A 14,592-nucleotide genomic window follows, 5' to 3' on the forward strand; every position below is an offset into this window, starting at 1 on the left:
GAACACGATGCCTGAGAATAAATTAAACGTAATCGATCTGCATAAGCACTACGGCGAACACGAGGTGCTGAAAGGGGTATCATTGAAGGCCGATGCCGGGGATGTGATCAGTATTATTGGTTCGTCCGGGTCGGGGAAAAGTACCTTTTTGCGCTGCATTAACTTCCTCGAAAAACCCAGCGAAGGCACGATTGTGGTGAGCGGCCAGAATATTGGGCTGGTGCGTGATAAAGACGGTCAGTTGAAAGTCGCTGACAAAAATCAGTTGCGCCTTCTGCGTACCCGTCTGACGATGGTCTTCCAGCACTTTAATCTCTGGAGCCACATGACGGTGCTGGAGAACGTGATGGAAGCGCCGATTCAGGTACTGGGCCTGAGCAAGCAGGAAGCGCGCGAGCGAGCGGAAAAATATCTCGCGAAGGTGGGCATCGACGCGCGTCAGCAGGCGAAATATCCGGTGCATCTTTCCGGCGGCCAGCAGCAGCGTGTTTCGATTGCCCGCGCATTGGCGATGGAGCCGGAAGTCCTGCTGTTTGATGAGCCGACCTCCGCGCTGGACCCGGAGCTGGTGGGCGAGGTGCTGCGCATCATGCAGCAACTGGCGGAAGAGGGGAAAACCATGGTGGTGGTGACGCACGAAATGGGCTTTGCTCGTCACGTTTCGTCACATGTTATCTTCCTGCATCAGGGCAAAATTGAGGAAGAGGGTAACCCTGAACAACTGTTCGATAACCCGCAAAGCCCGCGTTTGCAGCAGTTCCTCAAAGGTTCGCTGAAGTAATCTTTTCAGCCCGGCGCTCCGCCGGGCTATTCGTGCGGACGTTCCAGCCGATAGACCCAGTCGTCGTAGTCAATACCGTTCAGATGATAGGCATTTTGCAGGACCTGAATGCGCACAAACCCCTGTTTTTCCAGCAGGCGCGAAGAGCTGCGGTTCTCGCCCAACACCCAGGCATTGATGGCATTGACACCCAGTTCAGTAAACCCGTACTGGCAGATAGCGCTCAGGGCTTCGCGGGCATAGCCTTTTCCCTGCGCGCCCGGCAACAGCGCATAGCCGACATCTGCTTCATGTGGGTTTTTACTGCTGATACGTAAGCCAATATCACCGATTGGCTCACCGCTGTTTTCGCGCAGCACGAATACGCCACTATCTGCGCAGCGCGCATCGAAAACCGTTCGCAGCGCGGCGTCACTCAATACATCCCCCATATAACGCATCACCTGAGGATCCTGGCGGAGTCGCAGGAAAAAAGGCCAGTCAGATTCGTTGAAGGATGAGAGCAGCAGACGCGGCGTGGTGAGGGTAATCATATTCAATGCCATAACGGGTAAAGAAGCGATTACCTTAACACCTCAACGTGTGGGATTACAGGCTCTTAAGCGCAGAGTGGGGATTGCTAAGACCATGGTAATAGTTGAGCACCGTCTGGCTTTCCAGTGAGGCTCGAAGCTGTAGCGCAAGGTTCAGACTATCCATGATGTGTGCCTGGGTGACCAGCGGGGAATCAGCGGAAATGCGTGCTTCAGAAACCAGCCAGTCAACGATGCTGCTCCAGCGCCAGAGCGGGGAGTTACCTTTCACGCGTTGTACAGGCCCAGGGAAATTACCGCTACCACGCGCGCCTTCCTTTAAAAGTGCAACCGCCTGGCGGGTCAGCCCGGTTAACCCGGCGATATCACTTAAGCCAACCAGTGCAGAATCGACGGATTCCACACGAGCATGTAGCGAGGTGGATGATTCGATATCACGAATGGCGGATAAAATGGCAGCATCCAGTGAGGGGCTTTCGCGGTCAAATTCAATGTAGACGGAAGTGCCGTAAAAACAGACTAGCGCATCCTGGCAGCCTGCTGCATATAACGCATCCTCAAGGCCGGGTGTGCTGGCGTTGACGCCAGAGAGCGTTAACGTGAAATTAAAGAGTGGCATTGTTCACTGCTCCTTTGTGTTGTTTTGGATGAGTATCACGCCAGGCTTACACCTTTCCACCATACGGATAATTTGGTGTGCGTGGTGTACGGGTACGGTAGGTGTAGACCAGATGCTCATCATATGTTCCTGATGTTTGGGAGTGCCGCATTTCAATCTGCCAAAACAGTGGGCGCTTTTACCGCCAGCGACAAATATCCAACCTTGTTCCAGCGCGTAGTGGATTGCTGCTCTGATATGTTTATCTGGATATTCCTTCATCAGCGAGGTCCCGTGAGTATGAAGAGGGTGTTGACGTTCGTCAACATGATTGTGATGTAAAATAATCACGGGAGGGTTATGTCAGAGCTTTTTTGACGATGTTGGAAGCGACCTCACGTTGATGAAAGTCGTTAACCAGGCAAAGTGACGTTATGCGAGGCGCCTTCAGGAAAGCACTCCCCTTTACAGGAGTGCCCTGTTTCAGGCTAAAAGATCCTCAAGCGCTTCATCAAGGTCGTGCCAGCGGAAGACAAAACCGCTCTCCTCCAGCCGTTTTGGCAGGGCGCGCTGGCCGCCAAGCACCAGTACCGACGATTCACCCATCATCAGACGAATGACCGTGGCGGGTACGCGAAGAATGGCGGGGCGATGTAATGCGTGCCCTAGGGAATGGGCGAATTGTTCATTGTGGACCGGGTAGGGGGAAACCATATTGAACGGCCCGCGCAGCGGATTATCGAGCAACCACAAAATGCCGTTGACCATATCGTCGATGTGGATCCACGCCAGATATTGTCGGCCGCTACCGATTGGCCCGCCGAGCCCAAGTTTGAACGGCGGCAGCATTTTTCCCAGAATACCGCCTTTCGCGGCCAGCACGACGCCGGTGCGTAGAAGGCAAACGCGGGTACGATCGCTTTGCGCGGTGCAGGCAATCTGTTCCCACTTCGCACAGAGTTTGTGGGTGAATTCATTGTGCGGTGGTTCTTCTTCGGTCACCACAACTTCACCGAGATCGCCATAATACCCCGCCGCAGAGCCTGATATCAGCACTTCAGGCGGCGTTTCGCTGGCCTGAATTAATGCGCTAATCTTTTCCGTGATATGCCAGCGACTTTCGCACAGCCGCTGTTTTTGCGTATCGGTCCAGCGTTTATCGGCGATAGGCTCGCCCGCCAGATTGATGACGGCATCAATGCCATCAAGCGTGCGTTTGTCGTCAAGCCCCTTCCAGACCTCTACTCGCGAGCCAAAACGCTGTCGGGCTTTATCCGGGCTGCGGGTAACCACGGTCACCGCATGACCCAGCTCCAGCAGGCGTGGGATTAAATGGCCGCCAATCAGCCCGGTGCCTCCGGTAATCAGAATCTTCATGCCACCTCCGTCAGGAAGCGCTTAACGTCGCCAGCTCATCGCAATGGAAACGGAGTCGGCGTAACGCAGCGCGTGAAGTTTATCGACCTCAACTTCAGCATAGGTGACCCAGTGATGTTCACGTGCGATATCGAGCACATCCTGAGTTAATTTCTCCAGCAGTGAGAAGCGGTTACCCTCAATGTGGCTAATGATATTTTTGGTGATCGTACGGTAGTTCAGCGCATCGTTAATATCTTCACTGTTACGGGCGCGGTCTGCCGGGTAACGAATTTCGATATTGATAACCACATCCTGTCGGTTGGCTATCTCTTCGTCCTTAATCCCGATAAAGGTGCGCAGGCGAAGATTTTTGATGCGGATAATAGCGTCTGGCTGAGACATTGCAGATTACTCCCTTTTATCGTTTTCCCAGCCATCATACACGAAAGCAATCGGCCACTTAATGGGGCTGCGCCTGCTGCATGGCGCGCGCGGTTGCCGGGCGCTGGCGGATGCGCTCAAACCAGTTTTGCACCGCCGGGTAGGTGGCAAGATCGATACGTTGCCGCACGTGGGAATTTATCCACGGCCAGCAGGCGATATCGGCAATGCTGTAGCGATCGCCTGCAATCCACGGGTGACCGGCAAGGCGTTGATTCAGCACGCTATAAAGGCGCTGGGTTTCCACCTGGTATCGCTCAATGGCGTAGGGAACGGGTTGCGGGGCGAAGTGATTAAAGTGATGGTTTTGCCCCAGCATCGGGCCCAGGCCGCCGACCTGCCAGAACAACCACTGTAACGTCGTGTGGCGCTCGCGCAGTTCGCCGCTCAGCAACTGGCCAGATTTTTCTGCCAGATAGAGCAGGATGGCCCCGGATTCAAACAGGCTAAGTGGGGCGCCGCCGTCCTCCGGCTGATGATCAACAATGGCCGGGATTTTGTTATTTGGTGAAATATCGAGAAATTGCGGCTTAAACTGCTCGCCTTTATTGATATCGACGCGAATCAAGCGATAGGGCAGCTCTACCTCTTCAAGGAAGAGCGTAATTTTGTGGCCGTTCGGGGTGGGCGCATAGTAGAGGTCTATCATCGTCTCTCCGATTCGTGGCGGTTGTTACCTAAGTATAGGCCTCCGTTGCGACTTGGGGATGCCATGCAAAATCCTCATGGCGGCGATAAGTGACAAGCATGAAAAGACAGGATATGTTGATTTATCGCCATCAGACAGTGAGCATGTTATGAGCAAACCGGTTATTACCCTTTGGTCCGATTCCGATTTTTTCTCGCCTTATGTTTTGTCCGTTTTCGTGGCGTTGCAGGAAAAAAGCCTGCCGTTCACGCTCAAAACCGTGTCGCTGAACAACGGCGAACATCTTCAGTCAGGCTGGAAAGGCTATGGCCAGACGCGACGCGTACCCTTGCTGGAAATTGACGACTTCCAACTGAGCGAGTCATCGGCCATTACCGAATATCTTGATGAGCGGTTTGCCCCGCCGCAGTGGGAGAGGCTTTATCCGCATGATATGCAAAAACGCGCCAGAGCGCGGCAGATTCAGGCATGGTTGCGCAGCGACCTGATGCCGATTCGCGAAGAGCGCTCAACGGATGTGGTATTTGCTGATGTAAAAAAACCGCCATTAACCCGCGCAGGAGAAGCAAGCGCCGCTAAACTGTTTGACACGGCGAGCGCGTTACTGGCTCACGGTCAGCAAAATTTGTTCGGTGAATGGTGTATCGCGGATACGGATCTGGCGCTGATGCTTAATCGCCTGGTGCTGAATGGAGATGATGTTCCTCAGGCGCTTGCCGACTACGCCGAGTTCCAGTGGCAGCGTTCTTCCGTTCTGCGCTATGTTGCGCTTTCAGCGAAACGCGCAGGCTGAAAACGCGAACGGAATCCATTATGATAGTACGGTTTTCATGTGTGGAGATTTGATAAATGAAGCTGATGTTTGCATCGGATATTCATGGTTCTCTGCCCGCGACCGAACGCGTATTGTCACTCTTTGCACAAAGCGGTGCCCGCTGGTTGGTTATCCTTGGCGATATCCTCTATCACGGGCCGCGAAATGCATTGCCTGAGGGCTACGCACCGGCTCAGGTAGCCGAACGCCTCAACCCGCTGGCGAGCCAGATTATTGCCGTTCGCGGCAACTGCGACAGCGAAGTGGACCAGATGCTGTTGCACTTTCCCATCACCGCGCCCTGGCAGCAGATCCTGACTGAAAATCAGCGTCTGTTTTTGACACATGGTCATCTCTATGGCCCCGATAACCTTCCGCCGCTGGCGGCAGGTGACGTGCTGGTGTCCGGACATACGCATCTTCCGGTAGCAGAGAAGCGCGGCGAGATTTTCCTCTTTAACCCCGGCTCGGTCAGTATTCCGAAAGGCGGTAATGTTGCCAGTTACGGCATGCTGGACGGCGATAAACTGCAAGTTTTCGCACTCAATGATCAACAGGTTATTGCAGAGGTTGTGATTAACCCGTAATTTAGCCGACAAACGTAAAATGCGCCGCAAGAGCGCTCCTGGAGAAACTTTTCTGATGGTCGAGCAGAATCATTTGGCAAGCACGGAATGGGTAGATATCGTCAACGAAGACAATGAAGTTATCGCGCAGGCCAGCCGTGAACAGATGCGGGCTCAGTGTCTGCGTCATCGCGCTACCTACATTGTCGTTCATGACGGTATGGGGAAAATACTGGTGCAGCGTCGCACCGAGACCAAAGATTACCAACCTGGCTTGCTGGATGCGACGGCAGGCGGTGTGGTGCAGTCTGATGAGCAGATGCTCGACTCAGCGCGTCGCGAAGCAGAAGAAGAGCTGGGCATTGCTGGCGTGCCGTTTGCCGACCATGGGCAATTTTACTTTGAAGACAAGCACTGCCGCGTCTGGGGAAGCCTGTTTAGCTGCGTTTCTCACGGGCCGTTTGCGTTGCAGGAAGAAGAGGTCAGCGAAGTGTGCTGGCTGACGCCGGAAGAGATCACCGCACGCTGTGATGAATTTACCGCAGATTCACTGAAGGCGCTGGCTCTGTGGATGAGTCGCAATGCGAAGAATCAGTCACACGAGCCGGAAACTGCTGACAAAGAGTAGCGTGCTGAAAATGTGATGGCGTGTTGCGCCCATAAAAAAATCCAGAGGTTAACCCCCTGGATTTTTTTTCGCCCCGGTGACGGGGCGGCAGGCTGTATTAGTCCTGCTGAGCCGACTGAATCGCGGTCAGAGCGATGGTGTAGACGATATCGTCAACCAGTGCGCCACGGGACAGGTCGTTAACCGGTTTGCGCATGCCTTGCAGCATCGGCCCGATGGAGATCAGGTCGGCAGAACGCTGTACCGCTTTGTAGGTGGTGTTACCGGTGTTCAGATCCGGGAAGATGAACACGGTAGCGCGACCTGCAACCGGAGAGTTCGGCGCTTTAGATTTCGCAACGTCAGCCATAACGGCGGCGTCATACTGCAGCGGGCCGTCGATCATCAGGTCAGGACGTTTTTCCTGCGCCAGACGCGTCGCTTCGCGAACTTTCTCTACATCGCTACCTGCACCAGAGGTACCGGTGGAGTAGGAGAGCATCGCAACGCGCGGTTCGATACCGAAAGCTGTTGCGGAATCAGCGGACTGAATCGCGATTTCTGCCAGCTGTTCAGCAGTCGGGTCTGGGTTGATCGCGCAGTCACCGTAAACATAAACCTGTTCCGGCAGCAGCATGAAGAACACAGAGGAAACCAGAGAGCTGCCCGGGGCAGTTTTGATCAGCTGCAGCGGCGGACGGATGGTGTTCGCAGTGGTGTGAACCGCGCCGGAAACCAGACCGTCAACGTCGTCCTGTTCCAGCATCAGGGTGCCGAGAACCACGTTGTCTTCCAGCTGTTCGCGGGCAACGGTTTCGGTCATGCCTTTGTTTTTACGCAGTTCGACCAGACGAGCAACATAGCTTTCGCGCACCACATCCGGGTCAACGATTTCTACGCCAGCGCCCAGTTCAACGCCCTGTGCAGCAGCAACACGGTTGATGTCATCCGGGTTACCCAGCAGTACGCAGGTTGCGATACCACGTTCAGCGCAGATAGCGGCCGCTTTAACGGTACGCGGTTCGTCGCCTTCCGGCAGAACAACACGTTTGCCCGCTTTACGCGCCAGCTCGGTCAGCTGATAACGGAACGCTGGCGGAGACAGGCGACGGCTGCGCTCGGAGGTCGCGGTCAGAGACTCGATCCAGTCAGCGTTGATGTAGTTAGCAACGTATTCCTGAACTTTCTCGATGCGCTCGTGATCGTCAACCGGGACTTCCAGGTTGAAGCTCTGCAGGCTCAGAGAGGTCTGCCAGGTGTTGGTGTTCACCATGAATACCGGCAGGCCGGTCGCGAAGGCACGTTCACACAGTTTGCTGATACGTGCGTCCATTTCATAGCCGCCGGTCAGAACCAGTGCGCCAATCTCCACGCCGTTCATTGCAGCCAGGCAGGCGGCAACCAGAACGTCAGGACGGTCAGCGGAGGTCACCAGCAGTGAACCCGGACGGAAGTGTTCCAGCATGTGCGGAATGCTACGTGCACAGAAGGTCACGGATTTCACGCGGCGAGTGTTGATGTCGCCTTCGTTGATGATGGTCGCATTCAGGTGACGCGCCATGTCGATTGCGCGGGTTGCGATCAGATCGAAACTCCACGGAATCGCGCCCAGAACCGGCAGAGAGCTGGCAGAGCTCAATTTAGCAGGATCGACTTTAATCACTTTTGCAGTGGTGGAATCGTCGAAGATCTCGGACAGATCCGGGCGAGTACGGCCCTGCTCATCAACCGGGGCATTCAGTTTGTTAACGATAACGCCGGTGATGTTGGTGTTTTTCGCGCCGCCGAAGCTGCTGCGAGTCAGCTCAATGCGTTCGTTGATCTGTTCCTGGGTATCAGTACCCTGAGACATCACAAAGACGATTTCGGCATTCAGCGTTTTAGCAATTTCATAGTTCAGTGACTGGGCAAATTGATGTTTGCGAGTCGGCACCAGACCTTCAACCAGAACCACTTCCGCGTCTTTGGTGTTCGCGTGGTAGTTAGCGATGATCTCTTCCATCAGCACATCTTTCTGATTGCTGGACAGCAGAGACTCAACGTGGCTCATCTTCAGCGGTTCAGCCGCCGGGATAGCAGAGTTCGCACGCACGATAGTGGTGGTCTGGTCTGGCGCATCGCCACCGGTACGCGGTTGAGCGATAGGTTTGAAGACGCTCAGACGAACGCCTTTACGTTCCATAGCACGGATGACGCCCAGGCTGACGCTGGTCAGGCCGACGCTGGTTCCGGTAGGAATAAGCATGATAATACGGGACACGGTTTATCCTCTTTTGCTCGTTGCCGCCGATTTTGGCGGGCACAAAACAGCACCGCCAGCATTGCTGGCGGTGTGGAATCAGGCGGTCAGACGGCAGGCGTCTTGCGCGATAACCAGCTCTTCGTTGGTCGGGATCACAACAGCAGGGCGGGTGCCTTCTTTGTTGATGAAGCCAGATTTACCGAAACGAGCAGCCAGGTTACGTTCGTGATCAACTTCAAAGCCCAGAACGCCCAGTTTACCCAGGGAGAGTTCGCGAACCATTGCAGCGTTTTCACCGATACCACCGGTGAAGACAACGGCGTCCAGACGACCGTCCATCAGTGCAGTGTAAGAGCCGATGTATTTCGCCAGACGGTGGCAGTAAACGTCCATTGCACGTTTAGCGTCAGCCTTCTCTTTGTAGTTGTCTTCAACATAACGGCAGTCGCTGGTGACTTCGGTCAGACCCAGCAGGCCAGACTCTTTGGTCAGCATTTTGTTGATAGCATCAACGCTCATGCCCAGGGTGTCGTGCAGGTGGAAGATGATAGCCGGGTCGATGTCGCCAGAGCGCGTACCCATCACCAGACCTTCCAGCGGAGTCAGACCCATAGAGGTGTCAACGCATTTGCCGTTACGGATTGCAGAAACAGAACCACCGTTGCCGAGGTGGCAGGTGATGATGTTCAGTTCTTCAACCGGTTTGTTCAGCATTTTGGCCGCTTCCTGAGTCACGAAGAAGTGGCTGGTGCCGTGCGCGCCGTAACGACGAACGCCGTGCTCTTTGTACAGGCTGTACGGCAGAGCATAGAGGTAAGATTCTTCCGGCATGGTCTGATGGAACGCGGTATCGAATACAGCCACGTTTTTGTCTTTCAGATTCGGGAAGGATTTCAGCGCTTCGGCGATACCGATCAGGTGAGCCGGGTTGTGCAGCGGAGCAAAAGAGGCAGAGTCTTTGATGCCCTGAATGACGGATTCGTCGATAACAACGGAGCTGGTGTACTTCTCGCCGCCGTGTACGATACGGTGACCAATCGCAGTCAGCTGTGCAGACAGTTCTGGTTTTTGTGCCAGAATAGTGTTAACGATAAAGTTCAGCGCTTCACTGTGAGCGGCGCCTGCACCTAAAGCCGCTTCTTGTTTGCTGCCGTCCATTTTCCATTTGATACGTGCTTCAGGAAGATGGAAACATTCGGCCAAACCAGAGAGGTACTCGTCACCGTTCAGTGCATCGATGATGGCAAATTTCAGTGAGGAGCTACCGCAGTTCAGAACCAGTACTAACTTACTCGACATGGAAGTACCTATTTATGATACGTGGCTAAAAAAACGTCAGGAGTCACAAAGCGTAGCGCAGGATGAGACTGACATTTATGATTAACATCATGCCTGAATCGATTTTGAGGCAGGATGGAAGAAATACATATTGATTCTAAGTCATTTTGCATATTTTTCAGCCAATGGCAGAATATGCGATAATTTGACGGACTGGACGAGATAGACTAGCCCTCATCTCAGGCTGGCACAGGATACCCGATTGCAGGGTGTATGCCAAAATGTTTTGAACGTTGTCATACCCAGTTGTGGATTTGCACGAATTTTTTAATTTTTATATGTGAAGTTGAGGTAAGCCATGTCGACGCCCGAAAATCGCTCGGTCAGTTTTTTTAGTTTGTTCCGCCGGGGGCAGCACTACTCTAAGACGTGGCCGCTGGAAAAACGCCTTGCGCCGGTGTTTATCGAAAACCGCGCGATCCGCATCACTCGCTATGCAATCCGCTTTATGCCGCCGGTAGCGGTCTTTACGCTGTGCTGGCAAATTGCCCTGGGTGGGCAACTTGGCCCGGCCGTTGCCACCGCGCTGTTTGCTCTGAGCCTGCCGATGCAGGGGCTATGGTGGTTGGGTAAACGCTCCGTTACGCCACTACCGCCATCCACCTTGCAATGGTTCTACGACGTGCGTGGAAAATTACAGGAGGCCGGGCAGGCGCTCGCCCCGGTAGAAGGAAAGCCCGATTATCAGGCTCTGGCTGACACGCTTAAGCGCGCCTTCAAACAACTGGATAAAACTTTCCTTGATGATTTGTAATTAACCATCAAAAACGCATATAAAAGAAGACACAACGTTTGTGTCTTTTTTTATGCTGCAAAGCGCAACAGGAGTCGTAAAAATGGAAATGACCCATGCTCAACGTCTGATTTTGTCTAACCAATACAAAATGATGACTATGCTTGATCCCGATAATGCGGAACGCTATCGCCGTCTGCAGACCATCATTGAGCGCGGTTTTGGCCTGCAAATGCGCGAACTGGATCGCGACTTCGGTGAGTTAAAAGAAGAAACCTGCCGCATCGTCATCGACATCATGGAGATGTATCACGCGCTGCACGTTTCATGGACCAACCTGAAAGACGCCGACACTATCGACGAACGTCGCGTTACCTTCCTTGGCTTTGATGCGGCGACCGAAGCCCGCTTCCTGAGCTATGTTCGCTTCATGGTCAATGTTGAAGGTCGCTATACCCATTTTGACGCAGGAACACACGGCTTTAACGCCCAGACCCCAATGTGGGAAAAATATCAGCGCATGCTGAACGTCTGGCATTCCTGCCCGCGCCAGTATCATTTAAGCAGCAACGAAATTAATCAAATCATCAACGCCTGATGGAGGCGCCTGTGCAGTGTAAAGGTTTTCTGTTTGATCTGGACGGTACGCTGGTAGATTCTCTGCCGGTCGTGGAACGCTCATGGTGCAGTTGGGGCGATCGTTTCGGTATACCGCACGATGAGATCCTCGGTTTTATCCACGGTAAACAAGCGATCACCTCGCTTCGCCACTTTATGCCGGGGCAATCTGAAGAGACGATCCAGACCGAGTTCACCCGCCTTGAGCAGATTGAAGCCAGCGATACGGACGGCGTGGTCGCATTGCCAGGCGCGCTTGAGTTGCTCGAAACGCTGAACGCAAACCACATTCCGTGGGCGATTGTGACGTCGGGCTCAATTCCGGTTGCTCATGCGCGCCACAAGGCGGCGGGGCTGCCGATGCCGGAAGTCTTCGTCACCGCCGAGCGCGTGAAACGCGGCAAGCCAGAGCCGGATGCGTATCTGCTGGGCGCGGAGCTGTTAGGGCTCGCCCCGCAGGATTGTACCGTCGTGGAAGATGCGGCGGCGGGTGTGCTCTCCGGTCTGGCGGCAGGGTGTCATGTGATAGCGGTTAACGTGCCAGCAGATGCGCCACGTCTTAATGAAGCCGATTTTGTGCTGACGACGCTTGCTGCGCTCAATATTGCTAAACAGCCTGACGGCATCGTCGATGTCACATTAAAAGCATAATCTTATGATTTGGCCCCGTATTCACGGGGCTTTTTTCTGCCATCATGCCAATACTTATCACTTATCTTTCTGACAAGGATGTGTTTTGAACGGTGAATTGATTTGGGTGCTCTCTCTTCTGGCCATCGCGGTTGTGCTGTTCGCGATGGGCAAAGTGCGCATGGACGCTATCGCACTGTTAGTGATTGTCGCTTTTGTATTAAGCGGTACCTTAACCCTCAGCGAAGCCTTTTCAGGTTTTAGCGATCCCAACGTTATTCTGATTGCCGCCCTGTTTATCATCGGCGATGGCCTGGTGCGTACTGGCGTCGCCACCAAGATGGGGGCGTGGCTGGTGCAGGTTGCTGGTAGCAGCGAAACCAAGATGCTGGTCTATCTGATGCTCACCGTCGCCGGTCTCGGTGCGTTTATGAGCTCAACCGGCGTGGTAGCTATCTTTATTCCCGTTGTGCTTAGCGTGTCGATGCGCATGAATATCTCGCCGTCTCGCCTGATGATGCCGCTCAGTTTTGCCGGGCTTATCAGCGGGATGATGACGCTGGTGGCGACGCCGCCAAACCTGGTCGTCAACAGTGAATTAGTTCGCGAAGGGCTACACGGCTTTGGCTTCTTCAGCGTCACCCCGATAGGTCTGGTCGTGCTGTTGCTCGGTATTGTTTATATGCTGCTGATGCGCTTCATGTTCAAAGGTGAAGACCCGTCATTGTCTCGCGATGGCGGTAAACGCAGCACGTTTCGCGATCTGATTAAAGCTTATCGCCTAACCGGACGCGCGCGCCGTCTGGCGATTCGCCCCGGCTCGCCAATGATTGGCCAGCGACTCGATGACCTGAAGCTGCGTGAACGTTACGGCGCGAACGTTATCGGCGTGGAGCGCTGGCGCCGTTTCCGTCGGGTGATTGTGAATGTGAACGGGGTATCTGAATTCCGCGCCCGCGATGTGTTGCTGATTGATATGTCGGCCGCAGACGTTGATCTGCGTGATTTTTGCGCCGAGCAGATGCTTGAGCCGATGGTGCTGCGCGGTGAATACTTTGCCGATCAGGCGCTGGATGTGGGGATGGCGGAAGTGTCGCTGATCCCGGAATCGGAACTGCTGGGGAAAACGGTGCGCGAAATAGCGTTTCGTACCCGTTATGGTCTGAACGTCGTGGGGATGAAACGTAACGGCGAAGCGCTGGACGGCTCGGTGGTAGACATCCCACTGGAACTTGGCGATATCGTGCTGGTGGTAGGGAACTGGAAACTCATCAATCAGCTGGCGCAGAAAGGGCGCGATTTCGTGGTGCTTAATCTTCCGGTTGAAGTGAGCGACGCCTCGCCCGCTCATAGCCAGGCGCCGCATGCGATTTTCTGTCTGGTACTGATGGTGGCCCTCATGCTGACAGATGAAATTCCTAACCCGATTGCGGCGATTATTGCCTGCCTGCTGATGGGGAAATTCCGCTGTATTGATGCGCAAAGCGCCTATAAATCCATTCACTGGCCGAGCATCATTTTGATTGTGGGGATGATGCCGTTCGCATTGGCGCTGCAAAAAACCGGCGGCGTTGATTTAGTGGTGAAAGGGCTGATGGATATCGGTGGCGGGCAGGGGCCTTACCTGATGCTGGGCTGTCTGTTTGTGATGTGCGCGACTATCGGGTTGTTTATTTCCAACACAGCAACGGCGGTATTGATGGCACCGATTGCGCTGGCGGCAGCGAAATCGATGGGGGTTTCACCTTATCCGTTCGCCATGGTCGTAGCGATGGCGGCCTCGGCAGCCTTTATGACGCCGGTATCATCACCGGTGAACACGCTGGTGTTGGGGCCGGGAAAATATAGCTTCAGCGATTTTGTGAAAATTGGCGTACCGTTTACCATTCTGGTGATGATTGTCAGCGTGCTGCTGATACCGGTATTGTTCCCGTTTTGAGTGGCGATAAAGCCGGATGGCGGCTGCGCCTTATCCGGCCTGCGTGGGTTGATAATGTTGGATGCACCTGTAGGCCGGATAAGCGCCAGCGCCATCCGGCAACAACAGACCGCACTACAGCGGCGAGTCAGTACTGATCTCGTCCAGCGACAAATGGAAGCTCGGCACAAATACCTCCATAAAGTAGTCCATCTCTTCGCTACGCCGTTCTGACAGTGTTTTCTCCAGCCGACCTTTTGCCAGCAAAAACTCGTTATTCCCGGCCGATAACTCTTCCAGGCATTTCAAATACGCACACAACGCATCGGCCTGTTTAACAATAGATTTTTCTTCGTCGCTGTACTGATGCTCATCAATCAGCGGCGCAAAAATATCCTGCAACTCTTCCGGCACCATCTCAACCAGTTTCTGCTGCGCAATCTTCTCGATAGCCTTATATTCCTGGGCGATTTGTGAGTTGAAGTATTTCACCGGTGTCGGTAAATCGCCGGTCAGGACTTCTGATGCATCGTGGTACATCGCCAGTAGTGCAATACGCTCGGCATTGACCTGTCCACCAAATTTACGGTTCTTAATCGCGGCCAGCGCATGGGCAACCATCGCCACCTGCAAACTGTGTTCAGAGACGTTTTCAGTGCGCACATTGCGCATCAATGGCCAGCGGTTGATTAATTTGAGGCGGGAGAGGTGGGCAAAAAAATGACTCTGATTCATAGCGACCCTTACTCGGTAACATCAGTAAAG

General features: G+C 54.0%; 17 protein-coding genes. 8 read left to right on the top strand and 9 right to left on the bottom strand.

Annotation, left to right across the window (positions count from 1 at the left end):
- The first annotated feature begins 7 nt into the window (after window positions 1–7).
- A complete protein-coding gene (gene hisP, locus F0Q32_RS03560; protein ID WP_015963634.1) occupies window positions 8–781 on the top strand; it encodes a histidine ABC transporter ATP-binding protein HisP in 774 nt (257 codons plus the stop codon).
- 26 nt (window positions 782–807) lie between these two features.
- On the opposite strand, the gene F0Q32_RS03565 is transcribed toward hisP, so the two are convergent.
- The 6 genes from F0Q32_RS03565 to yfcG form a co-directional block, all read right to left on the bottom strand.
- Window positions 808–1,314, bottom strand: a complete 507-nt coding sequence (locus tag F0Q32_RS03565; RefSeq protein ID WP_149461999.1) for a GNAT family N-acetyltransferase — start codon at window positions 1,312–1,314, stop codon at window positions 808–810.
- A 55-nt stretch (window positions 1,315–1,369) separates the two neighbouring features.
- On the bottom strand, window positions 1,370–1,933 hold the full coding sequence (locus F0Q32_RS03570) for an AlpA family transcriptional regulator (RefSeq protein ID WP_149462000.1): 564 nt from the start codon (window positions 1,931–1,933) through the stop codon (window positions 1,370–1,372).
- A gap of 3 nt (window positions 1,934–1,936) precedes the next feature.
- Window positions 1,937–2,194, bottom strand: a complete 258-nt coding sequence (locus F0Q32_RS26400; protein WP_149462001.1) for a hypothetical protein — start codon at window positions 2,192–2,194, stop codon at window positions 1,937–1,939.
- A gap of 201 nt (window positions 2,195–2,395) precedes the next feature.
- Window positions 2,396–3,289 carry a TIGR01777 family oxidoreductase gene (locus tag F0Q32_RS03580; protein WP_149462002.1) on the bottom strand — a complete coding sequence of 298 codons (894 nt, stop codon included), beginning with the start codon at window positions 3,287–3,289 and terminating at the stop codon, window positions 2,396–2,398.
- Window positions 3,290–3,310: 21 nt separating this feature from the next.
- The gene (folX, locus tag F0Q32_RS03585; protein WP_149462003.1) at window positions 3,311–3,673 is read right to left on the bottom strand and encodes a dihydroneopterin triphosphate 2'-epimerase; all 363 of its coding nucleotides are present in this window, start codon (window positions 3,671–3,673) and stop codon (window positions 3,311–3,313) included.
- Window positions 3,674–3,731: 58 nt separating this feature from the next.
- Window positions 3,732–4,361 carry a GSH-dependent disulfide bond oxidoreductase gene (gene yfcG, locus F0Q32_RS03590; RefSeq protein ID WP_149462004.1) on the bottom strand — a complete coding sequence of 210 codons (630 nt, stop codon included), beginning with the start codon at window positions 4,359–4,361 and terminating at the stop codon, window positions 3,732–3,734.
- A gap of 148 nt (window positions 4,362–4,509) precedes the next feature.
- Between yfcG and yfcF the strand changes: the two genes are divergently transcribed.
- The 3 genes from yfcF to yfcD are packed head-to-tail and all read left to right on the top strand — an operon-like array spanning window position 4,510 to window position 6,369.
- Complete coding sequence (gene yfcF / locus F0Q32_RS03595; RefSeq protein ID WP_149462005.1) at window positions 4,510–5,154, top strand: glutathione transferase; 645 nt, start codon at window positions 4,510–4,512, stop codon at window positions 5,152–5,154.
- 56 nt (window positions 5,155–5,210) lie between these two features.
- The gene (gene yfcE / locus F0Q32_RS03600) at window positions 5,211–5,762 is read left to right on the top strand and encodes a phosphodiesterase (protein WP_015963641.1); all 552 of its coding nucleotides are present in this window, start codon (window positions 5,211–5,213) and stop codon (window positions 5,760–5,762) included.
- Window positions 5,763–5,817: 55 nt separating this feature from the next.
- Window positions 5,818–6,369, top strand: coding sequence for an NUDIX hydrolase YfcD (gene yfcD, locus F0Q32_RS03605; protein ID WP_015963642.1), 552 nt, complete (start codon window positions 5,818–5,820; stop codon window positions 6,367–6,369).
- A gap of 97 nt (window positions 6,370–6,466) precedes the next feature.
- Here yfcD and pta read toward each other — a convergent pair whose 3' ends face one another.
- Window positions 6,467–8,608, bottom strand: coding sequence for a phosphate acetyltransferase (pta, locus tag F0Q32_RS03610; protein WP_149462006.1), 2,142 nt, complete (start codon window positions 8,606–8,608; stop codon window positions 6,467–6,469).
- Window positions 8,609–8,686: 78 nt separating this feature from the next.
- Window positions 8,687–9,889 carry an acetate kinase gene (gene ackA, locus F0Q32_RS03615; RefSeq protein ID WP_015963644.1) on the bottom strand — a complete coding sequence of 401 codons (1,203 nt, stop codon included), beginning with the start codon at window positions 9,887–9,889 and terminating at the stop codon, window positions 8,687–8,689.
- A 337-nt stretch (window positions 9,890–10,226) separates the two neighbouring features.
- Here ackA and yfbV point away from each other — a divergent pair, with 337 nt between their 5' ends.
- The 4 genes from yfbV (at window position 10,227) to F0Q32_RS03635 (ending at window position 13,848) form a co-directional block, all read left to right on the top strand.
- Window positions 10,227–10,682 carry a terminus macrodomain insulation protein YfbV gene (gene yfbV, locus F0Q32_RS03620; protein WP_149462007.1) on the top strand — a complete coding sequence of 152 codons (456 nt, stop codon included), beginning with the start codon at window positions 10,227–10,229 and terminating at the stop codon, window positions 10,680–10,682.
- Window positions 10,683–10,764: 82 nt separating this feature from the next.
- The gene (locus F0Q32_RS03625) at window positions 10,765–11,259 is read left to right on the top strand and encodes a YfbU family protein (RefSeq protein WP_149462008.1); all 495 of its coding nucleotides are present in this window, start codon (window positions 10,765–10,767) and stop codon (window positions 11,257–11,259) included.
- 11 nt (window positions 11,260–11,270) lie between these two features.
- Window positions 11,271–11,930: a sugar phosphatase gene (locus tag F0Q32_RS03630; RefSeq protein WP_149462009.1), complete on the top strand. Its 660-nt coding sequence runs from the start codon at window positions 11,271–11,273 to the stop codon at window positions 11,928–11,930.
- Between the two features lie 85 nt (window positions 11,931–12,015).
- Window positions 12,016–13,848: an SLC13 family permease gene (locus tag F0Q32_RS03635; protein WP_149462010.1), complete on the top strand. Its 1,833-nt coding sequence runs from the start codon at window positions 12,016–12,018 to the stop codon at window positions 13,846–13,848.
- A gap of 114 nt (window positions 13,849–13,962) precedes the next feature.
- On the opposite strand, the gene yfbR is transcribed toward F0Q32_RS03635, so the two are convergent.
- On the bottom strand, window positions 13,963–14,562 hold the full coding sequence (yfbR, locus tag F0Q32_RS03640) for a 5'-deoxynucleotidase (RefSeq protein ID WP_149462011.1): 600 nt from the start codon (window positions 14,560–14,562) through the stop codon (window positions 13,963–13,965).
- Window positions 14,563–14,592: the final 30 nt, after the last annotated feature.

Origin of the sequence: Pseudocitrobacter sp. 73 (assembly GCF_008369545.1) — a bacterium.
Classification (GTDB): Bacteria; Pseudomonadota; Gammaproteobacteria; order Enterobacterales; family Enterobacteriaceae; genus Pseudocitrobacter; species Pseudocitrobacter vendiensis.